The following is a 23,123-nucleotide window of genomic DNA, read 5'->3' as shown; positions in this document are numbered from 1 at the left end:
GAAGTTTTTCTTGCGATATCAGGATGCCAATGCCCCGAAGTTTATACTTTCTGATATCTTAAAAAAAATTCCTTAGCCGGCTAACCGGCTAAGGAACTCGCTTTCCAGCACACCGGCAGACACCGGTTTGCTAAACAGATATCCTTGTCCTTCGTGGCAACGTTGGCGCTTCAGAAACTCCAACTGCTCCTCGTTCTCTACGCCTTCGGCCGTCACCTTCAGCTTTAAGTGATGTGCCATAGTGGTGATGGTGGAGACGATCGCCGCGTCGTTCCCGTCGTACATGACCTCTTTGACGAAGGCGCGGTCAATTTTCAACCGATCGATCGGCAGGCTTTTCAAATAATAAAGCGAGCTGTAGCCTGTGCCGAAATCATCGATGCTGATATGTATCCCTAAACGCTTCAAGCGATGAAGCTGATCTAGCGCGGTTTCAATATCGTATGTCATGCTTTCCGTCACTTCCAGCTCCAGGTATTGCGGATCTAACCCTACCTCACGCAGGATCGCGTTCACGTGCTCTGCTAAATTATATTGCCGGAACTGGCGCATCGATAAATTGACGGATACGCAAACCGGTTCAAAACCGTCCATCTGCCATTTCTTATTATACTGGCAAGCCGTCTTCAGCACCCACTCGCCGAGAGGAACGATCAGCCCGCTCTCTTCGGCCAGCGGAATGAATTCACTTGGCGGTATCAGTCCCCGCTTCGGGTGGTTCCAACGGACAAGCGCTTCCATCCCAACCATTTTCCCCGTATCCAAACGAATCTGCGGCTGGAACTCCAGGAAAAATTCCTCCCGCTCCAGCGCCTTGCGCATATCGTTCTCCAGCTCCACCTTCGCTTGGGTACGCTGTTTCATCGCTGCATGATAACGCAGAAACTCCACGCCTTGTTCCTTAGCATGGTGCACCGCCATATCGGCAAATTGGATCAACTCGTTCACTGAGTCGGCGTCATTCGGAAATACGGACAAACCCATGCTCAAGGAAATATGGTATTCGGTGTCGTCGATGAGTACCCCCGGATCTACAGAGGCTAACAGCTGTTTAGCCCGGTCCTCGGCGGCCGCAGCATCCGGCAGCTCGGAGAAGACCACGGCGAATTCGTCCTCGCCCATCCGGTACACCCACTGCTGAGGGCCTTCAAGCACCGCTAACCGACTTCCCAGCTCGGTCAACACCTTGTCCCCCGCGCTGTAACCCAACGAGTCGTTAATCGCCTTAAACCGGTCGATATTGATAACCGCCACGCCGATACAAGCCCGCGTAAATCCCAAGAGCTCGTCCAACTGCTCTTTCATTTGCCGCAAATTCGGCAGTCCGGTTAAATCATCATGGTAAGCCATATGCTTCATCTGGGCTTCCACGAGCAGTTTGCCGCGCAACGGTTCTTCAATCGTCAGCCGGTAAACCCCTTTTAATACGATGTAATACGAAATGCCCATATACCATTGCCCCGCCGCCTGGGTTAACCCCTCAACATGCCCCGGCGGACAGGTCAGCAAGACATGCCCCATCGCCATGAAGAGCAGTGACCGGGTTACCGTCATCATCGCCGGCGGGCGCTCTGCCCGATGCCGATAAAGGACAGCCGTAGCCACGAGGAGGTAGAGCAGAGGAATCCCCGCTTGCAAAACCAGTTGTAGAAGCTCCGTTTCAAATAATGTCGGCAAGCGGTCTTGGTACCGGTTTAACACAAACAGACCTGCCAGTGTCACCAAGACGGCACTGACAAACATGGTCACTTTCTGCTGTCCGGACACCTGCTGGTCCGTTGCAGCAAAGATCCGCAGCATCCCAAAGGCCCCTAGCAAATGTGAGATCACCAGAAACCAGGTCGCCAAATTTTCGCTCGGTTCGAAGCCAAGCAGCGAGATGTCACCGTATAAAACGGTATACAGGATATCCAATATCCCGATCATCGAAAATAAAACGGCCGTGTAAAGCCGCTGCTTGGAAAGTTTGTCGGTAAACAGAATCCATCCCTGCGCAAATATGGCGAATGATACGGCCAGGCACATGAGGCCTGCCAAAAGATGCAGCGTCTGAACAACCGCGTCCGTCCCCGGCGGATATCCGTTCCATGCCGACAACTGGACAACCCCGATCATCGCCGCCAATCCGATTACCCCTTGGATGATTGTCGTTCGTTCCTCTGCCCTAATCCTCAATGCGTATCAACCTCCGGAGGTAAGTACTTATCGATCCGTCATGAGTCTACTATTCAACATATTCCGCTTATTTCCTGCCTTCTTCTCAAATTTGTCGAGGAAAAATAGAAGCCCGGACACAAGGCCCGGGCTTAATTTTTATGATTTTTTGGGACGATGAACCGTTGTCTCCGGCGTCGTCAGCTTATCGTAAAAATCGACGACTTTGTCTTTGTCGTCCGAAGCCCGCAGCGCCATCGCGGAACGCGGATGCTCGTCAAGCGTCCCCGTGATCATGTAAGGGATCAGGTACCCCCACTCTTCCTTCTCGCGAAGCGGGATCAAGAGCTCCTCCAGAACTTCTAGTACAGGGCGCAGCTTGTAATTCGTACCCTTCAGATGGGTCACAAGCAGCTCGGTTGGACAGTTGCCGGCCGCGCGTCCCATGCCATACACAGAGGCATCCAGCAGTTCAACCCCATTTTCAGCGGCCACCAGCGTATTGGAAAAAGCCAGCTGCATGTTGTTGTGGGTGTGAACACCTAGCCGTTTACCTGGCAAATGGGTTTTGAACTTGTTGACCAAATGCTCCATGTCTTTATAATCGAGACTTCCGTAGGAATCAACGATGTAGACAACGTCAACGACGCTATCTTTGATCATCTCAAAGGCTTCCAGCAGCTCATGCTCCATCACGTTGGACAACGCCATAATATTCAACGTCGTCTCGTAGCCGCGATCATGGAACAATTGCACCAGCTGCAGGGCTTTGTCCACATCTTTAATGTAGCAAGCAACTCGAATTAAATCGAGCAGGCTTTCGCTGCGCGGTAAAATATCGTTTTCGTCTACCCGGCCGATATCGACCAGTGCGGATAGCTTCGTCGTTCCTTTTTGAGGAATTACCTTGCGCAGGAAATCGTCGTCCAGAAACCGCCAAGGACCGGCTTCATCGGCGCCTTTCAGCAGCTTCGGCGAGTTTTTGTAGCCGATTTCCATATAATCCACACCCGCCTCATTCAGGCCCGCGTACAATTTTTGGACAAATTCTACGCTGAAGTCCCAGTTGTTCACCAGTCCTCCATCACGGATGGTGCAGTCGACGATTTTGCATTTATTGGCTTTCATCTGGCATATTCCTCTCCATCGTTTCGTTTTACTATCCATCTTACTAAAGGTTGTTCGAAAAGTCATCTTTGGATCACGAAGTATATCAAGAAGTTTCTATCGACGTCGAAACTTGAATTCAGCCGGGCCTTCCGGTGCTCACGTACCCAAAACGTACGCTCCGCTCCTCAGTCCCAGCTTCATCCAACCTTCTCGGTGCTTCAAACCTGACTTTTCGAACTTTTATTTTAGCAGTTGTTCGAAAAGTCATCTTTGGATCACGAAGTTTCCATTCTTCGTTATGAAGTAAATCACAGTATGGGCCAGCGGTGCGTGCTATATTACTTGTGAATTTAATTGAGATTGATTCTCAATAGCGTTTAATCAACTAGATTTTTCAGCCGTTTTCGGCTTACTTACATGACGAAGGAGGAAGTTTTCATGAAACCTTGCCGATGCTGCCTGCTAGGTTTGAAACCCGGGACCACTTGTGCCATCACGCAAATTGGCAATATGGACCCGATCCTGAAACGGCGCCTCGCGGATCTCGGGATCCGGGAAGGATCCCGCGTGGTCGTGAAACGGTACTGCTTATGGGGCGGTCCGGTCACGCTGGAATGCGCCGGGCAACTGCTGGGCATCCGCCAGAAGGAAGCGGCCCATATCGAGGTGGCAGTCTCATGAACAACGCCGCACTCATTGGGAACCCGAACACAGGGAAAACCTCACTGTTTAATGCCTTAACCCGCTCTTACGAATATGTCGGGAACTGGGCCGGCGTAACGGTGGAGAAAAAAGTCGGGCACCTGCGAAGCACAACCGGACTGCTCACCGACCTGCCCGGGATCTATACCCTGCATCCTTTGTCCCGAGATGAGGGGATTGCAGCCGAGTACCTGGCCTCCGAGCCCCCTTCCGTGCTCGTGAATATCGTCGATGCCTCTAACTTGGAGCGTAACCTATATCTGACGCTGCAGCTACTGGAATACGGCAAACCGGTAATCATCGGGTTAAATATGATAGACGTTGCCGAGGCCCGCGGGTTGAAGGTGGATCCAGAGAAGCTGGCGGCCCTGCTGGGCGTTCCCGTTCTCCCGCTGATTGCACGTACCGGCAAAGGCAGTAAAGAAGTGCTGCGGGCAATCGAACAACAGTCTTCTGAATCGGCGCAAAAGCCGGAATTTACGATCGATTATGGCGAAGTGATCGAGCAAGCCATTCACGACATCACGCGTGAGCTTGCAGCAGACTGGGAGGAACAACGTCCGGCCTTACGCTGGATCGCCTTGCAGGTACTGGAGGACAACCCGGCGGTCATCTCCGCGCTTCCGCCGCAGACCAACTTGCACATGCTGCAGAAGATCCGGGCCGAAGTAGAAGCGAAGCTGGCTGCGAACGATTTGGCTTCCTCCGCGGAAGCGTATATCCGCTCCGTCCGGAACCAGCGGATTCAGAACATTTGCAGTGAAGCCGTGGATGCCTCACAGAAGAAACCGCACTCGATGACCGAACGCATCGACCGTATTGTCACCCATCCGTTTCTCGGCCTCCCGCTGTTTATGGTTTTCATGTACCTCACTTTCCAGCTGACGTTTGATTGGCTCGGCAACCCGCTCTCTGATCTGCTGGACGGGTTCATCAGCGGTCCGCTGATCAGCGGTGTGGAGGGTCTGCTGACCGGCATAGGGGCTTCAAGCTTCACGCAGGCGTTGATCACGGGCGGCATCATCGGCGGCGTTGGCGGCGTACTGGTGTTTATTCCGCAGATTTTCATCATGTTCCTGATCATTTCCTTCATTGAAGACTCCGGTTACATGGCCCGGATTACCGTCATGATGGATAAATTGATGGAAATCGTCGGTCTAAACGGCAAAGCGTTAATTCCATTTATCCTAGGCTTTGGCTGCAATGTGCCGGCGATTATGGCTTCCCGCAGCATCGAGCAGCCGAAGGAACGGATGCTGACCATGCTGCTCATTCCGCTGATGTCCTGCTCCGCGCGGTTACCGGTTTACGCTTTATTTGCCGGCATCTTTTTCGCTGAGTCGCAAGGTCTGATCGTCTTTTCTCTGTATATGCTTGGCATCGTGCTGGCGCTTGGGTTGGCCAAAGTGTTCTCGCTGTTCCTGTTCAAAAACGAACGTTCCTTCTTTATCGTTGAGCTGCCGCCATATCGGATGCCGCAAAGCGTCACCCTGTTCCGCAGCACCTGGGAGAAGGGCAAAGGCTTCCTGCGCAAAGCCGGCACCTTCATTCTCGGCGGTTCCGTGCTGATCTGGCTGCTCACGTACCTTGGTCCGGGTGGCGTCGCGGACAACATGGATGACAGCTTCCTCGCAGCCATCGGCGGCTTGTTCGCGTCCGTCATGCAGCCGCTAGGCTTCGGCACTTGGCAATCCGGGGCAGCGCTGATTACCGGGTTTATGGCCAAGGAGGTCGTGGTATCAACGATGAACATCATTTACCATGTTCCGGATATGGCCGGACTGCAAGGCCAAATTGCCGCATCCTTCACCGGGCTGCAGGCCTACAGCTTTATGGCCTTCGTTCTGCTGTACACCCCGTGCCTTGCAACGGTTGGCGTTCTTCGCAAAGAAACAGCTTCCTGGAAGTGGACGTTATTTGCTATCGGCTATTCGCTGACGCTGGCTTACCTCGTGGCTTTCTTGATCTATCAGATCGGATGGCGGCTAGGATTCGGACTGGCTTAAGCAAAATTCGATAAACGAAAGGAGCTGCCTGTTATGGCCGACATCATCATCCTTACCGCTATTTTTGGATATGCTGCCTTCGCGTTATACCGCGGCTTCAAGAAAAGCAAAAAAGGCGCCTGCGCCTCCTGCTCGCAGCAGAAGTCCTGTTCTGCAGCTTGCGGGAAGTACGCGGCGTCCTCTACGCCATCTGCGGCCAAAGGCCCTAAAGATTAATTTATAATGCCAGCGGGAGCGAAACGGTAAAGATCGTTCCCGCTCCTTTTAAGCTGTCCACGGAAATGTTCCCCCGATGGTTCCGGATGATCCGGTAACTCACCGACAATCCCAATCCCGTTCCCTTCTCCTTCGTCGTAAAAAACGGATCAAACAAGCGGCTTAGCATCCCCTTGTCCATTCCGCCGCCGTTATCTTGTATCGAGATACAAACCGATTTGCCTTCCTTCTCCGCCCGGATATCGATCACCCCTTGGTGGTCGCCGCCTACTTCGGCGATGGCGTCCATCGCATTTTTGATAATGTTCAGCAGCACCTGCTTGATCTGCTTAACATCGATGGAGACGAGCAGCTCCTCGTTTGGCTCGTGAAGGATCATTTGGCATCCCTTCATCAACGCCTCGCTCTCCGTAAGCAGAACAACCTCCTTCAACAAGGAAGAAACGTTGACCGTCGATTTCTGCGGAGCCGAAGGCTTCGAAGAATTTAGAAACTCATGGATAATATCGTTCGCCCGGTCGATTTCCGTTAAGATAATCCGGGCATACTCATCCTTGCCCAGCTGCAGCAAATGAGGCCGCAGCAACTGAATAAATCCGCGGATCGCTGTAAGCGGATTCCTAATTTCATGCGCAATCGCCGCGGAAATTTTTCCAAGCATCGCCAGCTTGTCGTTCTGATAAGCCGTTTGTTCGATCCGTTTAAAATCAGAAACATCCTTGACGCTAAGCAGAAAATCCCCATCCATCTGATCCCCGTATGTAACCGTAATCAGCCAATGTCTGCCGTATTCGTCAATTAACTCATGGTACTTTTTGCGGTGAAAGATAGTCTCCCGGTAAATACGCAAGATCTTACGCTTCTTAAATTGGTTGAGATGCGGATGCCGCAGCAGCTGCAATAAATTACAGCCGATCAGGGATTGGCGCGGCATTTCAAGCAGCTTGGCCATCTGTACATTGATAAAGGTTAGAACCCCATCACAGTCAAACAGCATGATTCCGCTGTCCAGGTGTTGGAGTACGTTCTCATACTTGTTTTTTACGAGTTGGGGCGATTGGTATGCTTTGACGGACTGGAGCAATGTCTCTTGAAATTCACTCAACAAGCTTGGTTCCCCCTTTATTCAAATGATGTACTTTGCCTTGCAAGACAACATACCATCACTACCTAGATGACCTTTACCCTGACGCGGTGCACTCACCTCAACCTTGTTATGCGATCTATGTCATATTTCGCACCAGGCGATGCCATACTTGTCCATGGTTCAATTCCCGATAAGTCAAAAGCCACCTGTTTCAATCATAATCAAGTTTTCCAAATACCGTCAATCAGAGAAACTGTCGAAAAAAGTGGGATCAACGCAAAACGACTACCATAGTCCTAAAAAAATGCAAATAGTCTCCCTTCCGGAAGACTATTTCTAGGATTTAACGATTGTTGTGTAGCAGCCGGGCCCGGCGACGGCTCATGACCGCCAGCCTTTTCTTTAGCTCCTCCGTCCATTTCTCGTCGCCGATTTGTTTGGCAACAGACATGAGGTCCAGCGAAATATCGATTTGGCTCTGCACAATGGCCAAGGGATCTTCATCTTCCCGATTTACGCAATTTCCGAAAATGGAGTCATCGTCCTCCATCACAAAATCCTGAAAATCAATCTCCGCCACTCCGTCACCATGCGCGTATTCGGCCAGAATTTCGTATTCGTTCTCCACTTTATAATGAACCTCAACCCGGTGGCACACCGGGCAAAATAACAGGGGCACATTATGTACCTGCGTGCGATAATGCTTTAAGGTGCCCTTTGTCCCCAGCATGCTGGCTCCGCAGCAAAAGCTCATTCCCCTTCACCCCTTCCCGCGTTTGGTTCATTTCCTCTTCCTGGCTCTCCCTGAAGCCGGGATTTTCATATAATTTATTCGTGAAGCTTGCTTCAAATTCCTGCGTATGGATTGTAAATCCTGGGAGTTTGGCCAATCCTTCGCCAGAGAAAGCTTCTGGGCAAAAAACCCCCGATTTGAGCCAGGCTCAAACAGGGGGTCCTTCTTCTTATTTCTTCCCACATGGTAACATCGGCCATTTCCAAAGTCAATCAAACGGCCCCATGCAGATTGATTTATTTCTTCATCGCAGCTACGATCAGATCGCCCATTTCCTTTGTACCAATCGCTTTGCTCTTGTCAACGGCAATGTCGCCGGTACGATGTCCGGCATTCAGCACGTCGGTTACAGCGGCTTCGATCGCGTCGGCTGCATCAGCATAGCCAAAGGTTAAGCGGAACATCAGCGCAACGGACAAGATCGTCGCAATCGGGTTCGCCAGGTTCTGGCCTGCGATGTCCGGTGCCGAACCGTGTACAGGCTCATACAGCCCAAAGCTGCCTTCGCCCAAGGAAGCGGAGGACAACATGCCAATCGAGCCGGTCAACATGGCCGCTTCATCGCTCAAAATGTCGCCGAACATATTTTCCGTTACGATTACGTCGAAGCTGGCAGGACGGCGCAGCAGCTGCATCGCGCAGTTATCCACCAGAACATGCTCCAGCTCAACGTCCGGATATTCCGGTGCGATCCGGTTCACGACTTCACGCCACAACCGCGACGTTTCCAGCACGTTGGCCTTATCTACCGAAGCCAGCTTCTTCCGGCGCTTCTGGGCAATCTCAAACGCTTGGCGAACGATCCGCTCAACTTCTTTTACGTTATATGCACAGGTATCCACGGCTTCTTGACCTTGCTCTGTATCGCGGCGGTATTTCTCACCGAAGTAGATGCCGCCGGTCAACTCACGCACAACGATAAGGTCCGTCCCTTCAAGCACTTCCGGTTTCAGCGTCGAAGCGTCCTTCAGGCAATCGAATACCACCGCCGGACGCAGGTTCGAGAACAAGCCGAGCGCTTTACGAATACCGAGCAGGCCGGTTTCTGGGCGCAGCTCCTTCGGATTGTTGTCCCATTTTGGACCGCCTACAGCCCCGAGCAGAACAGCATCAGCCTTTTGACAAATCTCCAGCGTCTCTTGCGGCAGCGGCGTTCCTTTCTCATCGATGGCGATCCCGCCGAACAACGCATGCTCCGTTTCAAACTGGTATCCGAACAGTTCCTCTGTCCGTTTCAACACTTTCTCCGCTTCAGCCACCACTTCCGGCCCGATGCCGTCACCCGCGATGACTGCGATTTTCTTGACTTCTGCCATTGCTTCCAGCTCCCTTTCGTGAACATCCTCTTCTTCAGTTGTAACACACCGGGTAAGGATAGACAAAGATATAGAATCTATTAAGGTCATAGGTTTTAACTATAAGCAAAAATAAAAACAGCGAAGCTGAATGAATCAGCTCCGCTGTAACCGCACATCCACGTAGGAGTTACGCCTGAATCGTAGAGTGGGTTTTTCTCTTCTCAATCAACCGGTTAATAGCATCGACATAAGCGCGGGCGCTTGCTTCCAAAATGTCGGTGCTAATGCCGCGGCCCTGTACGGAGATGCCGTTTTGCGTCAGCACGACATGCACTTCGCCCTGCGCATCCTTGCCTTGGCTAACCGATTTGATCGAGTAATCCGCCAACTTGACTTCCTCGCCGGAAGCCAGGTCGATGGCGTTATAAATCGCATCAACCGAACCGTTGCCTTCGGCTTCCTTCTCGATGATGTCGCCGCCAAGGGTGACCAGCCGCACCTTCGCTGCAGGCGTTGCCTCGTTGCCGTAAGAAACAAAGATCGTCTCGAGACGGAATTCCTCCGGCGTATCAACCAGCTTCTCCTCAACGATCGCCAGCAGGTCTTCGTCGGTGATTTCCTTCTTCTTATCGGCGAGCGCCTTGAATTTGGCGAAAGCTTCATTTAACCGCTCGTCGTCCAAGGTATACCCCATATCGACCAGCTTCTCGCGGAAAGCGTGGCGGCCGGAATGCTTGCCCAGCACTAACTTGCTCTCCTTGAGCCCAATCGTCTCCGGCGACATGATTTCGTAAGTGGTTTTCTCCTTCAGCATGCCGTCCTGGTGGATGCCGGATTCATGGGCAAACGCATTTGCGCCCACAATCGCCTTGTTGCCCGGCACAACCATCCCGGTCAAGCGGCTGACGAGCCGGCTCGTACGGGCGATTTCCGACAGTTCAAGCGTGGTCTTGGCTCCGAAGAAATCAAACCGGGTTTCCAGCGCCATCGCCACTTCCTCCAGCGCGGTGTTGCCGGCCCGCTCCCCGATCCCGTTGATCGTTCCTTCGATTTGGTCTGCGCCGCCCAAAATGGCCGCCAGCGAGTTCGCCGTCGCCAGGCCCAAATCGTCATGGCAATGGGCGCTCAGCTGGATTTTCTCGATCCCAGGCACTTTCTCCTTCAGCGTACGGAAGATGTTGCCGTATTCTTCCGGATACAAATACCCTACCGTATCTGGGATATTCACCACCGATGCGCCTTCGCGGATAGCCATCGCCGTCATCTCGCAGAGGAAATCCAATTCAGTCCGGCCGGCATCCTCGCAGGAGAATTCGATCTTGGAAAAGTACTTGCTCGCATAACGAAGTGCCGCCTGCGCGGTTTCCAGTACTTGTTCTTTGCTCATCTTCAGCTTATATTGCCGGTGGATCGGACTGGTGGCCAGGAACAAGTGAATGCAAGGGTCTTCCGCTCCTTGCAGCGCTTCGCGGACCGCATCGATATCCTGGGTGCGCGAACGCGACAAACCGATCACCGTCGACTTCTTAACCGCACGCGCCACGGCGTTCACGGCGGCCAAATCCCCGGGCGAAGCTGCAGGGAAGCCCGCTTCAATCCGGTCGACTCCCAGCTTCTCCAGCTGATAGGCGATCTCCAGCTTTTCGCGAGTATTCAGGTTGACTCCGGGAGACTGCTCCCCATCCCGAAGCGTCGTATCAAAAATGTAGATTTTGCGCATGCCATGCACCTCCTCCGAAAAGCTCCAATGCGGCTCACGCATTAGGCACGGCCGCATTGGATATTCAGGTTAATACTTATCTTACGTTTTACAATAGGAGCGGTATACCGCTTATTTCTTGATCCAGTGCATCAAACCGCGCAGCTCTTTGCCAACCACTTCGATCGGATGGTTCGCTTCGTTGCGGCGAGTTGCCGTAAGAAACGCACGGTTGGATTGGTTTTCCAGGATAAAGTCACGGGCGAATTTCCCTTGTTGGATATCGGAAAGCACTTCTTTCATCGCTTTCTTCGTTTCTTCCGTTACGATGCGCGGGCCAGTAACATAGTCGCCGTATTCCGCCGTGTTGGAGATGGAATCGCGCATGGTCGCCAAGCCGCCTTCATAAATCAGGTCGACGATCAGCTTCATTTCGTGCAAGCACTCGAAGTATGCCATTTCTGGAGCATAACCTGCTTCAACCAGCGTCTCGAAGCCGGCTTTGATCAAGGCAGATACACCGCCGCACAATACAGCTTGTTCACCGAACAGGTCGGTTTCGGTTTCTTCACGGAACGAAGTTTCGATAACCCCTGCACGCGTACAGCCGATCCCTTTCGCATAAGCGAGTCCGATTTCTTTCGCTTTGCCGGTAGCGTCTTGGTGGATCGCGATCAGACCGGGAACGCCAAAGCCTTCAACATAAGTACGGCGAACCATATGACCTGGGGATTTTGGCGCAACGAGCAACACGTCATTGTCCGGGGAAGGTACGATTTGACCGAAATGTACGTTAAAGCCGTGAGCGAACAATAATGCGGCGCCTTTTTTCAGGTTAGGAGCGATTTCGCTGTTATAAACCGCAGCTTGCGTTTCATCCGGCATCAGGATTTGCACAACGTCTGCACGTTTGGTTGCTTCCGCAACGGACAATACCTCAAAACCGTCTTCCTTCGCTTTGGTGAAGGATTTACCTTCGCGCAGGCCAACGATGACATTCAGTCCGCTTTCGCGCAGGTTTTGCGCATGGGCATGTCCTTGGCTGCCGTAACCGATAATAGCAATGGTTTTTCCTTTCAATACGCTGAGATCTGCATCTTGTTCATAGTACAAAGTAACTGCCATTTCTTATGCCCTCCTAAGATTTGCGGGACAGTCAAGCTGTGCCCTTGATAATTAGTATAATATGGTTTCCTCCGCCTGTAACGAGCGGGTATTTCAACGGACCGACGCCTTGAAGCGGTAAAGTGAACTCTTGGCTTGATCGATCCCCTCAAACACCCGCTCGGCAGCGAGCGGAGAGGTGAAGCCGCGCGCGGCGGCAATTCTACTGTAGTGTCAATGAGCTTTGGTGAAGCCTTGTTTACGTTTTACGCGTTCCCCCGGATCATGGCGGTCACGCCGGTGCGCGACAGCTCCCGGATCCCGTATGGACGGAGCAATTCAATCATTGCATCGATTTTCTCGGTATCGCCCACTACTTGGACGATCATGCTGTGCGTCCCGATATCGACGACGGCGGCGCGGAACGTTTCGACAACGCCCATAATTTCCGGGCGCTCCGCCGGCTCCGCTTTAACCTTGATCAAAGCGAGCTCGCGCGCCACCATCGGTCTGGAGCTGAGATTCACAACTTTGATCACGTCGATCAGTTTGTAGAGCTGCTTCTCAATTTGCTCCAGCGTTTTGTCGTCCCCTTGCGTGACGATGATCATCCGGGACAAGCCTGCTTCCTCGGATTGCCCTACGGTAATGCTCTCGATATTAAAACCGCGCCGTCCGAAAAGGCCGGCAACACGCTGCAGAACACCTGGCTGGTCGTTCACTAAAACAGAGATCGCATGGCTTTTCATCATCATTCACTGTCCCCCATCAACATTTGATCAATGGTGGAGCCTTGGGTAACCATCGGATATACATTTTCCTCTTTGCTGACCACGAATTCCACCAGTACCGGTCCCGGCGTGTCGAGCGCTTCCTGCCATACGCGTCTGGCTTCTTCTTTGTTGGTTGCCCGCAGGCCCTTGACGCCGTAAGCTTCCGCCAGTTTGACGAAATCCGGACTTCCCTCGAGATTGATATGGCTGTAGCGGTTGTTATAAATTAATTCCTGCCATTGGCGAACCATGCCGAGTACCTGGTTATTGATAACCACGACTTTGACCGGAATGTTGTTGATCGCGCAGATCGCCAGCTCCTGAGCACACATCTGCATGCCGCCGTCACCGTTGATCGAGATCACCAGCCGATCGGGATGTCCCATTTGTGCACCAATAGCGGCAGGGAAGCCAAATCCCATAGTTCCGAGGCCGCCCGAAGTGATCCAGGAGCGAGGCTGATTAAATTTGTAGTACTGGGCCGTCCACATTTGATGCTGACCTACGTCGGTCGTGATGATCGCATCGCCGCCTGTCGTTTCGTTCAGCATCTCGATGACCCACTGCGGCTTCAGCACCGTATCCGAGTCCTTATACTTCAGCGGCTTCTCGATTTTCATGCGTTGGATTTGTGCTCTCCAAGCATCCGCTTTGTCCGCCCGGGATACGAGTGGATTCAGCATTTCCAGCACCGTTTTGACGTCTCCCACGATCGGAATGTCCGCATAAACGTTCTTGCCGATTTCCGCTGGGTCGATGTCGATATGCACCACTTTGGCATGCGGAGCAAATCCGTCCAGCTTACCGGTCACCCGATCGTCAAACCGCGCCCCGATGTTGATCAGCAAATCGGATTGTTGAATCGACTGGTTGGCCGTATACGTGCCGTGCATTCCCGGCATTCCCATCCACAGCTCGTGGCCGCTCGGGAAAGCACCCAAGCCAAGTAAAGTCGTTGTAATCGGAATTTGCGTCTTATTAACGAATTCGAACAGCTGTTCATGTCCGCCGGAGTAAACGACGCCGCCCCCGGCAATAATCACCGGACGTTCAGCCTCCTGGATCGCCGCAGCCAATTTATCCAGCTGCAAGCGGTTTGGCACCACCGTCGGGTTGTAACCGCGCAGGTTGATGGTTTGGACGGGCTCGAACAACGTTTTGTTTGCGGATACGTCCTTCGGAATGTCGATCAGAACCGGTCCTTTGCGTCCCGTGTTCGCGATATGGAATGCTTCGTGAATAATTCGCGGCAAATCCTCTACGCGCCGAACCAGATAGCTGTGTTTCGTAATCGGCATCGTAATGCCGGTAATATCTGCTTCTTGGAACGCATCCGTACCGATCAGGCTGGAAACGACGTTCCCCGTAATCACAACCAGCGGAACTGAATCCATAAACGCAGTGGCGATCCCCGTCACCGTGTTGGTTGCTCCCGGACCGGAGGTGGCGATACATACGCCGACTTTGCCGGTAGCCCGAGCGTACCCGTCTGCCGCATGGATGGCGCCCTGCTCATGTCGCGTTAGCAGGTGATGGAAGTCTTTAAATCCGTACAGCGCATCGTAAATATACAACACCGCTCCGCCCGGATAACCAAAGACGCATTCGACACCTTCCAAAAGCAAGCTGCGAAGCAGGATTTCGGAACCCGAAATGACTTCCGGTTTCATCCATTTCTCTCGTAATTGTTCTGTAGACCGCACTTCTGGAATTTGCGCGCTCATCAGTCATCCTCCTTTTCATAGGTTGTTTTTTAAAAGTCAATTTTTGAAACTCTTATTAAACTAAAAAAACCTTCCGTCCGCCGGAACAGTTTCCTGCTCCGAGGGACGAAAGGTTTAATCCTCCGTGGTACCACCCATTTTTACCCAGCACCTCGCAGTGCCAAGCCTTGACGAGTAAAAGCCTAAGCTGCCTTACTCGTGGTCCATAACGCGGACCAGACGATTCCCCCTACTAAGCCTTTGTCGCAAGCGCCACCGCGGATGGCTTGCAGCTTTTCAGGGAAACAGCTCCGAGGTGAGCTCGCAGTTAAGGGATTTTGGTGGTGGTCTCAGCAAATCCATCCACTCTCTGAGCAAAGAGCCCTTAAAGCTTCGTCCTCATCATTGCCGTTTGCAAGATATGCTTCAAATGTTTAGGAACATTATATGATTAGATGACACCGCACGTCAATACCCTAAACAATTAAAGTTTCCAACAGGAACCCTTTCCCTCCTCTCCCTCATATGATAAAAGATAGCGCCCAATCTTATGCACGGTTAGGAGGAGATTCGCGTATGATTCGTTACAGAAGGCCGAAACAGGACGATCCCGTCATCTACGATCTCATCCGCAGGGAGCTTGTCCCCTTCACCCATATGCCTCCTCAGGATATTGAAGCGGTCTTTAAGGATCTCCCAGTGCGGCTGTCACGCGGCGTATCGCTGATTGCGTCACCAACCTACGAAGCGGATCCCGTCGCTTTCATCCATTTTCTTATTTACGGCGACCTGTTATATATCGATATGATGGCGGTGGCAACGGAACACCAACGGCAGCGTCATGGCAAAACGTTAATGGCCCATGTGGAAAACTTCGCGGTCTCCCGGGGATGTCAACGGGCAAAAGTAATGGTGGACCGGGATAACACCCGAGCCCACCTCTTTTACCGCAAATTGGGATATCGGACTCAGCGTTACATCCCGTTGTCCCAATGTTATGAGCTGGAAAAAAGACTGCCCAGCCGCAATTAAGCCAGCTTACCAGAAATACGGGGAAGGATAACCGCCGTACGGTACGCCTCCGCCATACGGATACCCCCCGTACGAATAACCGCCAAAGGCGTATGGAGCGGTGCCGATCGCTAAGAGATCAAACAATACAAGCGGGATTAACGCTTTGGTTTTGACTTTTTTGCCGGGAGCTTGGCGGAGGATCAAGCGATTGCCGCTAATTTTCACCAGCTTCCCTGTAACCACCGTGCCGTCTTTTTTATAAGCCGCGATCTGCTTGCCCAGCCATTTCTCGGCTTCTTTTCTCGTAACCGTTCTGCCCATCCGAATTCCTCCTGTCAGGTTAGATCCTATAGCCGTGAAAACCGCTCTGGCCGAACCGTTTGACTCGGCTATTTTGTGTACACCCTTAGCATATGCGCCTGTCTCCACCCTGGCATACACCATCGCCTTGACCGCTGACAAACGGGCTTCTAACTCCAGAAGGGCAAAAAAAGGATGCTGACCAATGGTAGCATCCTTTCAACTTGAAGCTTAACGTTTCCCCGGATCGTATGGCGTACCAAGCGCCGCCGGAGCCGAGGATCGACCCACCGCACCAACGAGGACGATAATCGTCAGCACGTAAGGGATCATAAAGATAAATTCCTGCGGAATACTTCTCGACCAATCGAACAACTGCACGTAGTTGCGGATCGCCTGCGAGAAGCCAAAGAACATCGCCGCACCAAAGGCGCCCAGCGGGTTCCATTTACCGAAGATCATGGCCGCAATCGCAATAAAGCCTTGGCCGGAGATCGTATTATGGGCAAACGTACTGGTTGTCGTCAGCGTAATCGTAGCGCCGCCGATCCCTCCGAGGACACCGCTGAGCAGCACCCCGATATAACGCATTTTGGTCACGTTAACGCCCAGCGTGTCCGCCGCACTTGGATGTTCGCCGACAGAACGCAGGCGCAGTCCAAACGGCGTTTTAAACAACACGAAGTAAATGACCACGACGAGGATTAGCGCCAGATACGTCGTTGGGTACGAGTTAAAGAAGCCTTCCCCGATGATCGGGATATCGCGCAGAATCGGAATTGGAACCTTATGGAACACGGTAACCAGCGGAGTTTCAGCGGCTCCGTCGAAAATCAATTTGACGATGTACACGGTCAAGCCCGCTGCCAGGAAGTTGATTACGATCCCGCTGATCGTCTGATCCGCTTTAAACGTAATCGTAGCAATGGCATGAATCAGCGCGCCGAGCGCTCCCGCTACCATCGCCGCAATCACGCCAACCCACGGCGAGAAGCTGCCCATCCCTGCTTCTTGGGCATAGTAGGTCCCTACGCCAGCCGCAAACGCACCGAATATCATCAAACCCTCCAAGCCGATGTTAACGACGCCGGAACGCTCGGAAAAGATACCGCCAAGCGCCGTAAATATCAACGCCGTGGAAAAGACAAGGGTGGAGTTCAGCAATTGACCAAGCAGTGTAAGTACGTCCATCTTACGACACCTTCTCTTTCTTGCGCTTCAGGTAAAACGGCTTCAGCACGATTCTTACAATGCCTTGAGCGGCAATAAAGAATATGATCGAACCGATTACGATCTTGATCAGTTCCGGCGGTACACCGGCGCTAAAGCTCATCCCGGCCGAGCCGTACGTCAATACGCCGTACAGGATCGAACCAAGCACCACGCCAAATGGATGGTTCATGCCCAGCAACGCCACGGCGATACCGTCAAACCCGTATCCCGGAGACGCGGCGAACACCGATTGATAATGAAACACGCCAAGCACCTCAAACGTGCCGGCCAGACCCGCAAACACACCGCTGATAAACATCGCTTTCACGATGTTGCGGCCGACGTTCATCCCGGCGTATTCCGCCGCATTTGGGTTCAGACCCACGGAGCGCATTTCATAGCCTTGCTTCGTTTTCCAGAGGTACACAAAGAAGAATACGGCTGTCAGCAAAGCAATTACCGTTCCCCAATGGACCCGTGCGTTATTAAACACATCGTTTAAGAACGTCATCGAAGCGGACGCATCGATGTTCTCCGAACGGTTTTGGCCCTTAAGAAGGTAAAAATTACGAATGATGTAGTTGGAAAGATACAGCGCCGTCCAGTTCAACATGATCGTGGTGATAACTTCATTGATGCCCCGTTTGGCCTTCAGGTATCCCGCAATGGCAGCCCAAAGTCCGCCGCCAATTCCCCCGGCAATAACTGCTAAAGGCACCAGGATGGCCGATGGCAATCCCTTGAAGGACAGCGATACCGCTGTCGCCACCGTCATGCCGATCAAGACTTGTCCATCCGCACCGATGTTAAACATCCCGGAGCGGAAGGCGAAAGCGACCGCTAACCCCGTGAACATCAACGGCGTGATTTGACGGATGGTTTCGCCGAAATCGTACGGATTCCCTACGACCCGCTGCACCAAGGCACCATAAGCTACTAACGGATTGTATCCGCCGACCAGCATAACCACCGCGCCGACCAATAAGCCAAGCACAATGGCTACAATCGGAAGAATAATGCTATCTAGCGTAAATATTTTTCGCAACTTATCCAACGCTTTGACCTCCCCGTTCCAGGCTTCCCGCCATCATGAGACCCAGCTCCTGATCATTGGTTTCGTGCGGAAGCACTTCCCCGACAATCCGGCCTTCATAGATGACGGCAATCCGATCGGACACGTTCATGATTTCATCCAGCTCGAAGGAGATCAGCAACACCGCTTTGCCTTGATCCCGCTGCTCAATCAGCTGTTTATGAACAAATTCGATCGCACCGACATCCAGTCCCCGTGTCGGTTGAGCAGCAATCAGCAGATCTGGATTCTTGTCTATTTCCCGCGCAATAATCGCCTTCTGCTGGTTCCCCCCGGACAGGGAGCGCGCTTTCGTCTCTATGCTTGGCGTACGCACGTCAAACGCTTCAACCAATTGCTTGGCATGCTCGTCGATCGCCCGCCGATTTAGGATACCGCCCTTGCTGTAAGGTGCTTTGTAATAGGTCTCAAGGATCATGTTTTCGCTGATGGAAAAGTCCAGCACCAAGCCGTGCTTATGACGATCCTCTGGGATATGGGACAACCCGCTTTCGATAATCTTGCGCGCCGGAAGGTTGGCAATTTCCTTGCCCGACAGCTTGATGGAGCCGGAATCAATTTTACGCAATCCAGTGATCGCCTCAATCAATTCGCTCTGTCCGTTGCCGTCAACCCCGGCAATGCCGACGATTTCCCCGGCACGCACATCCAGGTTCAGCCCGTTCAGGATCTGAATCCCCTGCTTGTCCTTCGCTTTCAAATCTCTCAGCTGCAGGACAGGCTCGCCAATCTGCGGTTCTTTTTTATCAACCTTAAAGGTCACGCCGCGGCCCACCATCTTCTCGGCCAGTTCTTGTGGATTCGTCTTTGCTGTTTCGACGGTATCGATCACTTTGCCCCGTCTAATAATCGTAACTCGGTCGGAAATCTCCATGATTTCCTTCAGTTTGTGCGTGATCAAGATGATGGACTTGCCTTCTGCCACCAGCCGTCTCATAATCGCCATCAGTTCTTCGATTTCCTGGGGAGTCAGCACAGCGGTAGGTTCGTCAAATATAAGAATATCTGCGCCGCGGAACAGAATTTTCAAGATCTCGACCCGTTGCTGCATCCCTACGGAAATATCGTGGATTTTCGCGTTGGGATCAACTTGCAGGCCGTACTGCTCCGACAGTTTCGCCACTTGGGCGGTCGCCGATTTATAGTCGATATTAAGTCCCTTTTTCGGTTCCATGCCAAGAATGATGTTCTCGGTCACCGTAAAAGGATGAACTAGTTTAAAATGCTGGTGCACCATCCCAATGCCTAGTTTAATCGCCTTGTTGGGATTGTCGATTGTCACCGGCTGGCCATTCATTTCGATTGTGCCTTCATCCGGCTGATACAGACCAAATAAAATGTTCATCAACGTTGATTTACCCGCGCCGTTCTCGCCTAGCAAGGCGTGAATCTCGCCCTTGCGTAAGGTTAGGCTGATGGAATCGTTCGCGACGATACCGGGAAACCGTTTTGTGATTTGCTTCAACTCGACTACGGGAGCTTCAGCGCTCATGAAACCACCCTCACCATTATGGGATTAACGCAAGCAACAAGGCCAGTAGATCCACTGGCCTTGCTCGCTTGAATGACTTAATTATATTCCACTGTCCATACGGACGTAAATGTCTTGCGCTTGCTGATTACTCAGCAGGAACCGTAATTTCGCCATTGACGATTTTTTGTTTGAATTCTTCGACTTTGTCCAAGATTTCTTGGCTCAGGTTCGGATTCTCTTCCGGCAAACCTACGCCGTCTTCTTTCAGCGTCAAGTTCGTGACTTGACCGCCTTTGAAGCTACCGTCGATGACTTGTTGAGTTACGTTCTTAACAGCAACGTCAACGCGTTTCATCATGGAAGTCAGGGTTACTTCGTCACCGAATTCCAGCGATTGGTCTTTGTCTACGCCGATAACCCACAATTTGTTAGCACCGCCGGCTTGGTTACGAGCAGCTGCTTCGTTAAATACGCCGTTCCCCGTTTGACCTGCAGCCGGGAAGATGATGTCTGCGCCATCGTTAAACAATTGGCTTGCCAAGGATTTACCTACGTCCGGTTTGTCATATGCACCTGCATAAGTAACCGTTACTTTTGCATCTGGGTTAACCGCAGCTACACCCGCTTGGAAACCAACTTCGAAGCGTTTGATAACCGGGCTTTCCATCCCGCCGATAAAGCCGATTTTGTTTGTTTTCGTGGTCAGACCAGCAACAACGCCAACCAAGAAGGAACCTTCGTTTTCGGCAAATGTTACGGACTCTACGTTAGGAGCATCAACCACGTTGTCGATGATTGCCATTTTTGCGTTTGGATTCGCTTGAGCAACTTGTAATGTCGCATCGCCAAGGTCAAAGCCGATCGACCAAGTCAAGTCATAGCCGCCTTGTACGAATTGGTTCAAGTTTGGAACATAGTCAGAGCTTTGGTTACTTTGCAGATATTTGGTTTGGAGACCAGTCTCTTTATTCAGCTCAGTCAAAGCTTCCCATGCCGATTGGTTAAAGGATTTGTCGTTTACGCCGCCCACGTCAGTAACGAGACCGACTTTAATCTTCGATGCATCGGTTGCCGTTTCGCCGTTGCCTGCTTGCGAGTTGTCTGCTGTATTTCCGGCATTTCCTGCATTAGTTGTTCCGCCGTTGTTTGCTGCATTGTTGTTACCGCATCCCGCCAAAATCAGAGTAAATGCGAGCACCAAGAGTAAAGAAAGTTTGAAGGCTTTGTTCATTGCGGTTAATCCCCCTTAAAATTTTGTGAGTCTAATCTAAGTTGACCACACACAGATTATACCTGTAAAATATACTAAAATCCATACTTTTAATAACCTTGGGTTAAATAATTTTCGCCTTTACCTTTGATAAAACGCTTACTTTCGACAAATTTATCATCCAATGTTCGCATCATGTGAGATTATCCGGCTAACCACGCTATTTCCGAACATTCAGACCTAATTCACGCGCAAACATTGGTATTTTCCCAGGTTTGTAAGGATCGACGATCGTGTCGTGCGGTTCTTATACAGCATTCCATATTTTCAACAATTCCATACCATACACTTAAGATCTTCTGTTCCAAACGCATAAGCTCATCCGGGGGGGTCGTTCCATGAATTTCCAGCAAAAAGCACATTCAAATTCAGCTTTGCGACCATACCCATGCGGTCATTCACGCTTCTGCTCCTGCCTATGTAATCGTCCTCGGACCGCTCTATTCCCCAAAAAAAGCGCCGTCCCGGAAGGATCCGGAAACAGCGCCTTAATCGTTTGAATTTTAAGCGTTGATTTTTTCTTTAGCGACAGCTGCTAAAGAATTGAAGGCATTCAGGTCGTTCACTGCGAGATCAGCCAGCATTTTGCGGTTGATGTTCACGTCAGCGAGCTTCAAGCCATGCATCAATTTGCTGTAGGACAAACCGTTCATGCGAGCTGCCGCATTAATACGAACGATCCACAGTTTGCGGAAGTCGCGTTTTTTCGCGCGGCGGTCACGGTAAGCGTACAGCAAGGATTTCATCACTTGCTCGTTCGCAGTTTTGAAAATGCGGTGTTTGGAACCAAAATAACCTTTAGCCAGTTTCAGTACTTTTTTATGACGACGACGAACGACGAATCCGCCTTTTACTCTTGCCATTTAAAAAACCTCCCAATAAGTTGTGTAAATTGTTCCTTCGAAAATTACTTCAGGTTCGCCAGTTGCTGCTTCATGCGGCGAACGTCACCTGCGTATGCAACAGGGCTGTTAGCCAAAACACGTTTTGCACGTTTGGACTTATGGGACAGCAAGTGATTGCGGTTCGCTTTGTAACGTCTAACTTTACCGGATCCGGTAATTTTGAAGCGGCCTTTCAGGCTGCTGTGGGTTTTCATTTTAGGCATTGTACTTCCCCCTCAAAGTTTGTGACGCCCGTTTTCTCTTTCAGGTCATTCCGCTGTTGGAACGATCATATATAGAAAACAAACGATTAGTTTTTCGGTGCCAGGATCATGATCATACTGCGTCCTTCCAGCTTCGGAACTCGTTCAACGTTCGAGATTTCCGCAACCTCATCTTTGACGCGGTCGAGAATTTTCTTCCCGATGTCGGCATGGGTAATTTCCCGTCCGCGGAAGCGAACCGAGCATTTTACCTTGTCGCCATCTTTCAAAAATTTGATCACATTGCGAAGTTTCGTTTGGAAATCGTGTTCCTCGATGTTCGCGCGGAACCACACTTCCTTGATGTCCACAATTTTCTGATTCTTGCGGGCTTCCTTCTCTTTCTTCTGCTGCTCGTAACGGAACTTGCCATAGTCCATAATCCGGCATACCGGCGGCTTGGCAGTCGGCGCAACGTTCACCAGATCCAGATTCAGGTCCATCGCCATCTGCAGCGCTTCGCGCAGCGGCTTAATGCCGATTTGTTCGCCTTCAGCGCCTACGAGACGGACTTCTTTCGCACGAATCTCTTCATTGATCAAATGTTCCTTACTGATAATCCTCCACCTCCAAGTGGTCTTAGTAATGACTTGGACCCTGTACTCACACACATAAAAAGGATGCAGGCCCAATACCCGCATCCCTCATTGATCGTCAATTCTTCATGAACATAAGCATTCATAAATGAACGGATCAAAACCAGCCAACACGTGCGTCGGTCAGGTGAGAAGCCGGGGCCTCTGCTTGCAATCCAAAAATATCTTGCAACCTCAAATACTATACCATGTGTATTTTACCAAGTCAAGGGGAGTTGGCAAAAAAACGAATGTCTGATGAGACCGGATTAAACATGGGCGGATTCATGGGCGGGTTGGCGATGTTTTCGGAGTAATAGAGGACATTTTTACCCTTATTTCGCTGTAGGCGCTCTAATGGGTCAAAATAAGACCATTTTATGGCCTTATTTC

The 23,123-nt window shown here is 51.5% G+C and carries 21 protein-coding genes; 4 read left to right on the top strand and 17 right to left on the bottom strand.

The window, feature by feature from the left end; genetic code table 11:
* Window positions 1-72 precede the first annotated feature (72 nt).
* Window positions 73-2,175, bottom strand: a complete 2,103-nt coding sequence (locus tag M3G15_RS18790) for a putative bifunctional diguanylate cyclase/phosphodiesterase (RefSeq protein WP_260071739.1) — start codon at window positions 2,173-2,175, stop codon at window positions 73-75.
* Between the two features lie 138 nt (window positions 2,176-2,313).
* Entirely contained in the window at window positions 2,314-3,282 is a 969-nt protein-coding gene (locus tag M3G15_RS18785) for an aldolase catalytic domain-containing protein (RefSeq protein ID WP_009226711.1), read from the bottom strand.
* Between the two features lie 420 nt (window positions 3,283-3,702).
* On the opposite strand from M3G15_RS18785, the gene M3G15_RS18780 reads away from it, so the two are divergent.
* The 3 genes from M3G15_RS18780 to M3G15_RS18770 are packed head-to-tail and all read left to right on the top strand — an operon-like array spanning window position 3,703 to window position 6,188.
* On the top strand, window positions 3,703-3,945 hold the full coding sequence (locus M3G15_RS18780; protein WP_157273532.1) for a FeoA family protein: 243 nt from the start codon (window positions 3,703-3,705) through the stop codon (window positions 3,943-3,945).
* A complete protein-coding gene (gene feoB / locus M3G15_RS18775) occupies window positions 3,942-5,972 on the top strand; it encodes a ferrous iron transport protein B (RefSeq protein ID WP_260071738.1) in 2,031 nt (676 codons plus the stop codon). The genes M3G15_RS18780 and feoB overlap by 4 nt, the downstream gene beginning before the upstream one ends.
* Window positions 5,973-6,005: 33 nt before the next feature.
* A complete protein-coding gene (locus M3G15_RS18770) occupies window positions 6,006-6,188 on the top strand; it encodes a FeoB-associated Cys-rich membrane protein (RefSeq protein WP_050769823.1) in 183 nt (60 codons plus the stop codon).
* A gap of 1 nt (window position 6,189) precedes the next feature.
* Here the strand turns inward: M3G15_RS18770 and M3G15_RS18765 are convergent, their stop codons facing one another.
* From M3G15_RS18765 to ilvB, 7 genes are all read right to left on the bottom strand, one after another.
* On the bottom strand, window positions 6,190-7,296 hold the full coding sequence (locus tag M3G15_RS18765; protein WP_260071737.1) for an ATP-binding protein: 1,107 nt from the start codon (window positions 7,294-7,296) through the stop codon (window positions 6,190-6,192).
* Between the two features lie 322 nt (window positions 7,297-7,618).
* Entirely contained in the window at window positions 7,619-8,029 is a 411-nt protein-coding gene (locus M3G15_RS18760) for a hypothetical protein (RefSeq protein WP_009226715.1), read from the bottom strand.
* A gap of 275 nt (window positions 8,030-8,304) precedes the next feature.
* Complete coding sequence (gene leuB, locus M3G15_RS18755) at window positions 8,305-9,384, bottom strand: 3-isopropylmalate dehydrogenase (protein ID WP_009226716.1); 1,080 nt, start codon at window positions 9,382-9,384, stop codon at window positions 8,305-8,307.
* A 169-nt stretch (window positions 9,385-9,553) separates the two neighbouring features.
* On the bottom strand, window positions 9,554-11,086 hold the full coding sequence (locus M3G15_RS18750; protein WP_260071736.1) for a 2-isopropylmalate synthase: 1,533 nt from the start codon (window positions 11,084-11,086) through the stop codon (window positions 9,554-9,556).
* A 111-nt stretch (window positions 11,087-11,197) separates the two neighbouring features.
* Complete coding sequence (ilvC, locus tag M3G15_RS18745) at window positions 11,198-12,190, bottom strand: ketol-acid reductoisomerase (protein WP_009226718.1); 993 nt, start codon at window positions 12,188-12,190, stop codon at window positions 11,198-11,200.
* A 245-nt stretch (window positions 12,191-12,435) separates the two neighbouring features.
* A complete protein-coding gene (gene ilvN / locus M3G15_RS18740) occupies window positions 12,436-12,924 on the bottom strand; it encodes an acetolactate synthase small subunit (RefSeq protein WP_009226719.1) in 489 nt (162 codons plus the stop codon).
* Entirely contained in the window at window positions 12,921-14,666 is a 1,746-nt protein-coding gene (gene ilvB / locus M3G15_RS18735; RefSeq protein WP_009226720.1) for a biosynthetic-type acetolactate synthase large subunit, read from the bottom strand. Before ilvB ends, ilvN begins: the two co-directional genes overlap by 4 nt.
* 555 nt (window positions 14,667-15,221) lie before the next feature.
* Between ilvB and M3G15_RS18730 the strand changes: the two genes are divergently transcribed.
* Window positions 15,222-15,677 carry a GNAT family N-acetyltransferase gene (locus tag M3G15_RS18730; protein ID WP_260071735.1) on the top strand — a complete coding sequence of 152 codons (456 nt, stop codon included), beginning with the start codon at window positions 15,222-15,224 and terminating at the stop codon, window positions 15,675-15,677.
* 6 nt (window positions 15,678-15,683) lie between these two features.
* On the opposite strand, the gene M3G15_RS18725 is transcribed toward M3G15_RS18730, so the two are convergent.
* The 8 genes from M3G15_RS18725 to infC all read right to left on the bottom strand — a co-directional run bounded on the left by M3G15_RS18725 (window position 15,684) and on the right by infC (window position 22,697).
* Complete coding sequence (locus tag M3G15_RS18725) at window positions 15,684-15,980, bottom strand: hypothetical protein (protein ID WP_009226722.1); 297 nt, start codon at window positions 15,978-15,980, stop codon at window positions 15,684-15,686.
* Window positions 15,981-16,190: 210 nt separating this feature from the next.
* Complete coding sequence (locus M3G15_RS18720) at window positions 16,191-17,150, bottom strand: ABC transporter permease (protein WP_127576612.1); 960 nt, start codon at window positions 17,148-17,150, stop codon at window positions 16,191-16,193.
* Window position 17,151: 1 nt separating this feature from the next.
* Complete coding sequence (locus M3G15_RS18715) at window positions 17,152-18,225, bottom strand: ABC transporter permease (RefSeq protein ID WP_127576613.1); 1,074 nt, start codon at window positions 18,223-18,225, stop codon at window positions 17,152-17,154.
* Entirely contained in the window at window positions 18,218-19,756 is a 1,539-nt protein-coding gene (locus M3G15_RS18710; protein ID WP_260071734.1) for an ABC transporter ATP-binding protein, read from the bottom strand. The genes M3G15_RS18715 and M3G15_RS18710 overlap by 8 nt, the downstream gene beginning before the upstream one ends.
* 127 nt (window positions 19,757-19,883) lie before the next feature.
* Complete coding sequence (locus M3G15_RS18705) at window positions 19,884-20,969, bottom strand: BMP family lipoprotein (RefSeq protein WP_260071733.1); 1,086 nt, start codon at window positions 20,967-20,969, stop codon at window positions 19,884-19,886.
* 542 nt (window positions 20,970-21,511) lie between these two features.
* Window positions 21,512-21,871: a 50S ribosomal protein L20 gene (rplT, locus tag M3G15_RS18700; RefSeq protein ID WP_009226727.1), complete on the bottom strand. Its 360-nt coding sequence runs from the start codon at window positions 21,869-21,871 to the stop codon at window positions 21,512-21,514.
* 44 nt (window positions 21,872-21,915) lie between these two features.
* Window positions 21,916-22,116: a 50S ribosomal protein L35 gene (rpmI, locus tag M3G15_RS18695; protein ID WP_009226728.1), complete on the bottom strand. Its 201-nt coding sequence runs from the start codon at window positions 22,114-22,116 to the stop codon at window positions 21,916-21,918.
* 86 nt (window positions 22,117-22,202) lie between these two features.
* Window positions 22,203-22,697: a translation initiation factor IF-3 gene (gene infC, locus M3G15_RS18690; protein ID WP_009226729.1), complete on the bottom strand. Its 495-nt coding sequence runs from the start codon at window positions 22,695-22,697 to the stop codon at window positions 22,203-22,205.
* Window positions 22,698-23,123: the final 426 nt, after the last annotated feature.

The organism is Paenibacillus sp. p3-SID1389, assembly GCF_025151705.1.
Lineage (GTDB): Bacteria > Bacillota > Bacilli > Paenibacillales > Paenibacillaceae > Fontibacillus > Fontibacillus phoenicis.
Note: the sequence above shows the minus strand (reverse complement) of the source record. Positions and strands in the feature narration are given on the sequence as shown.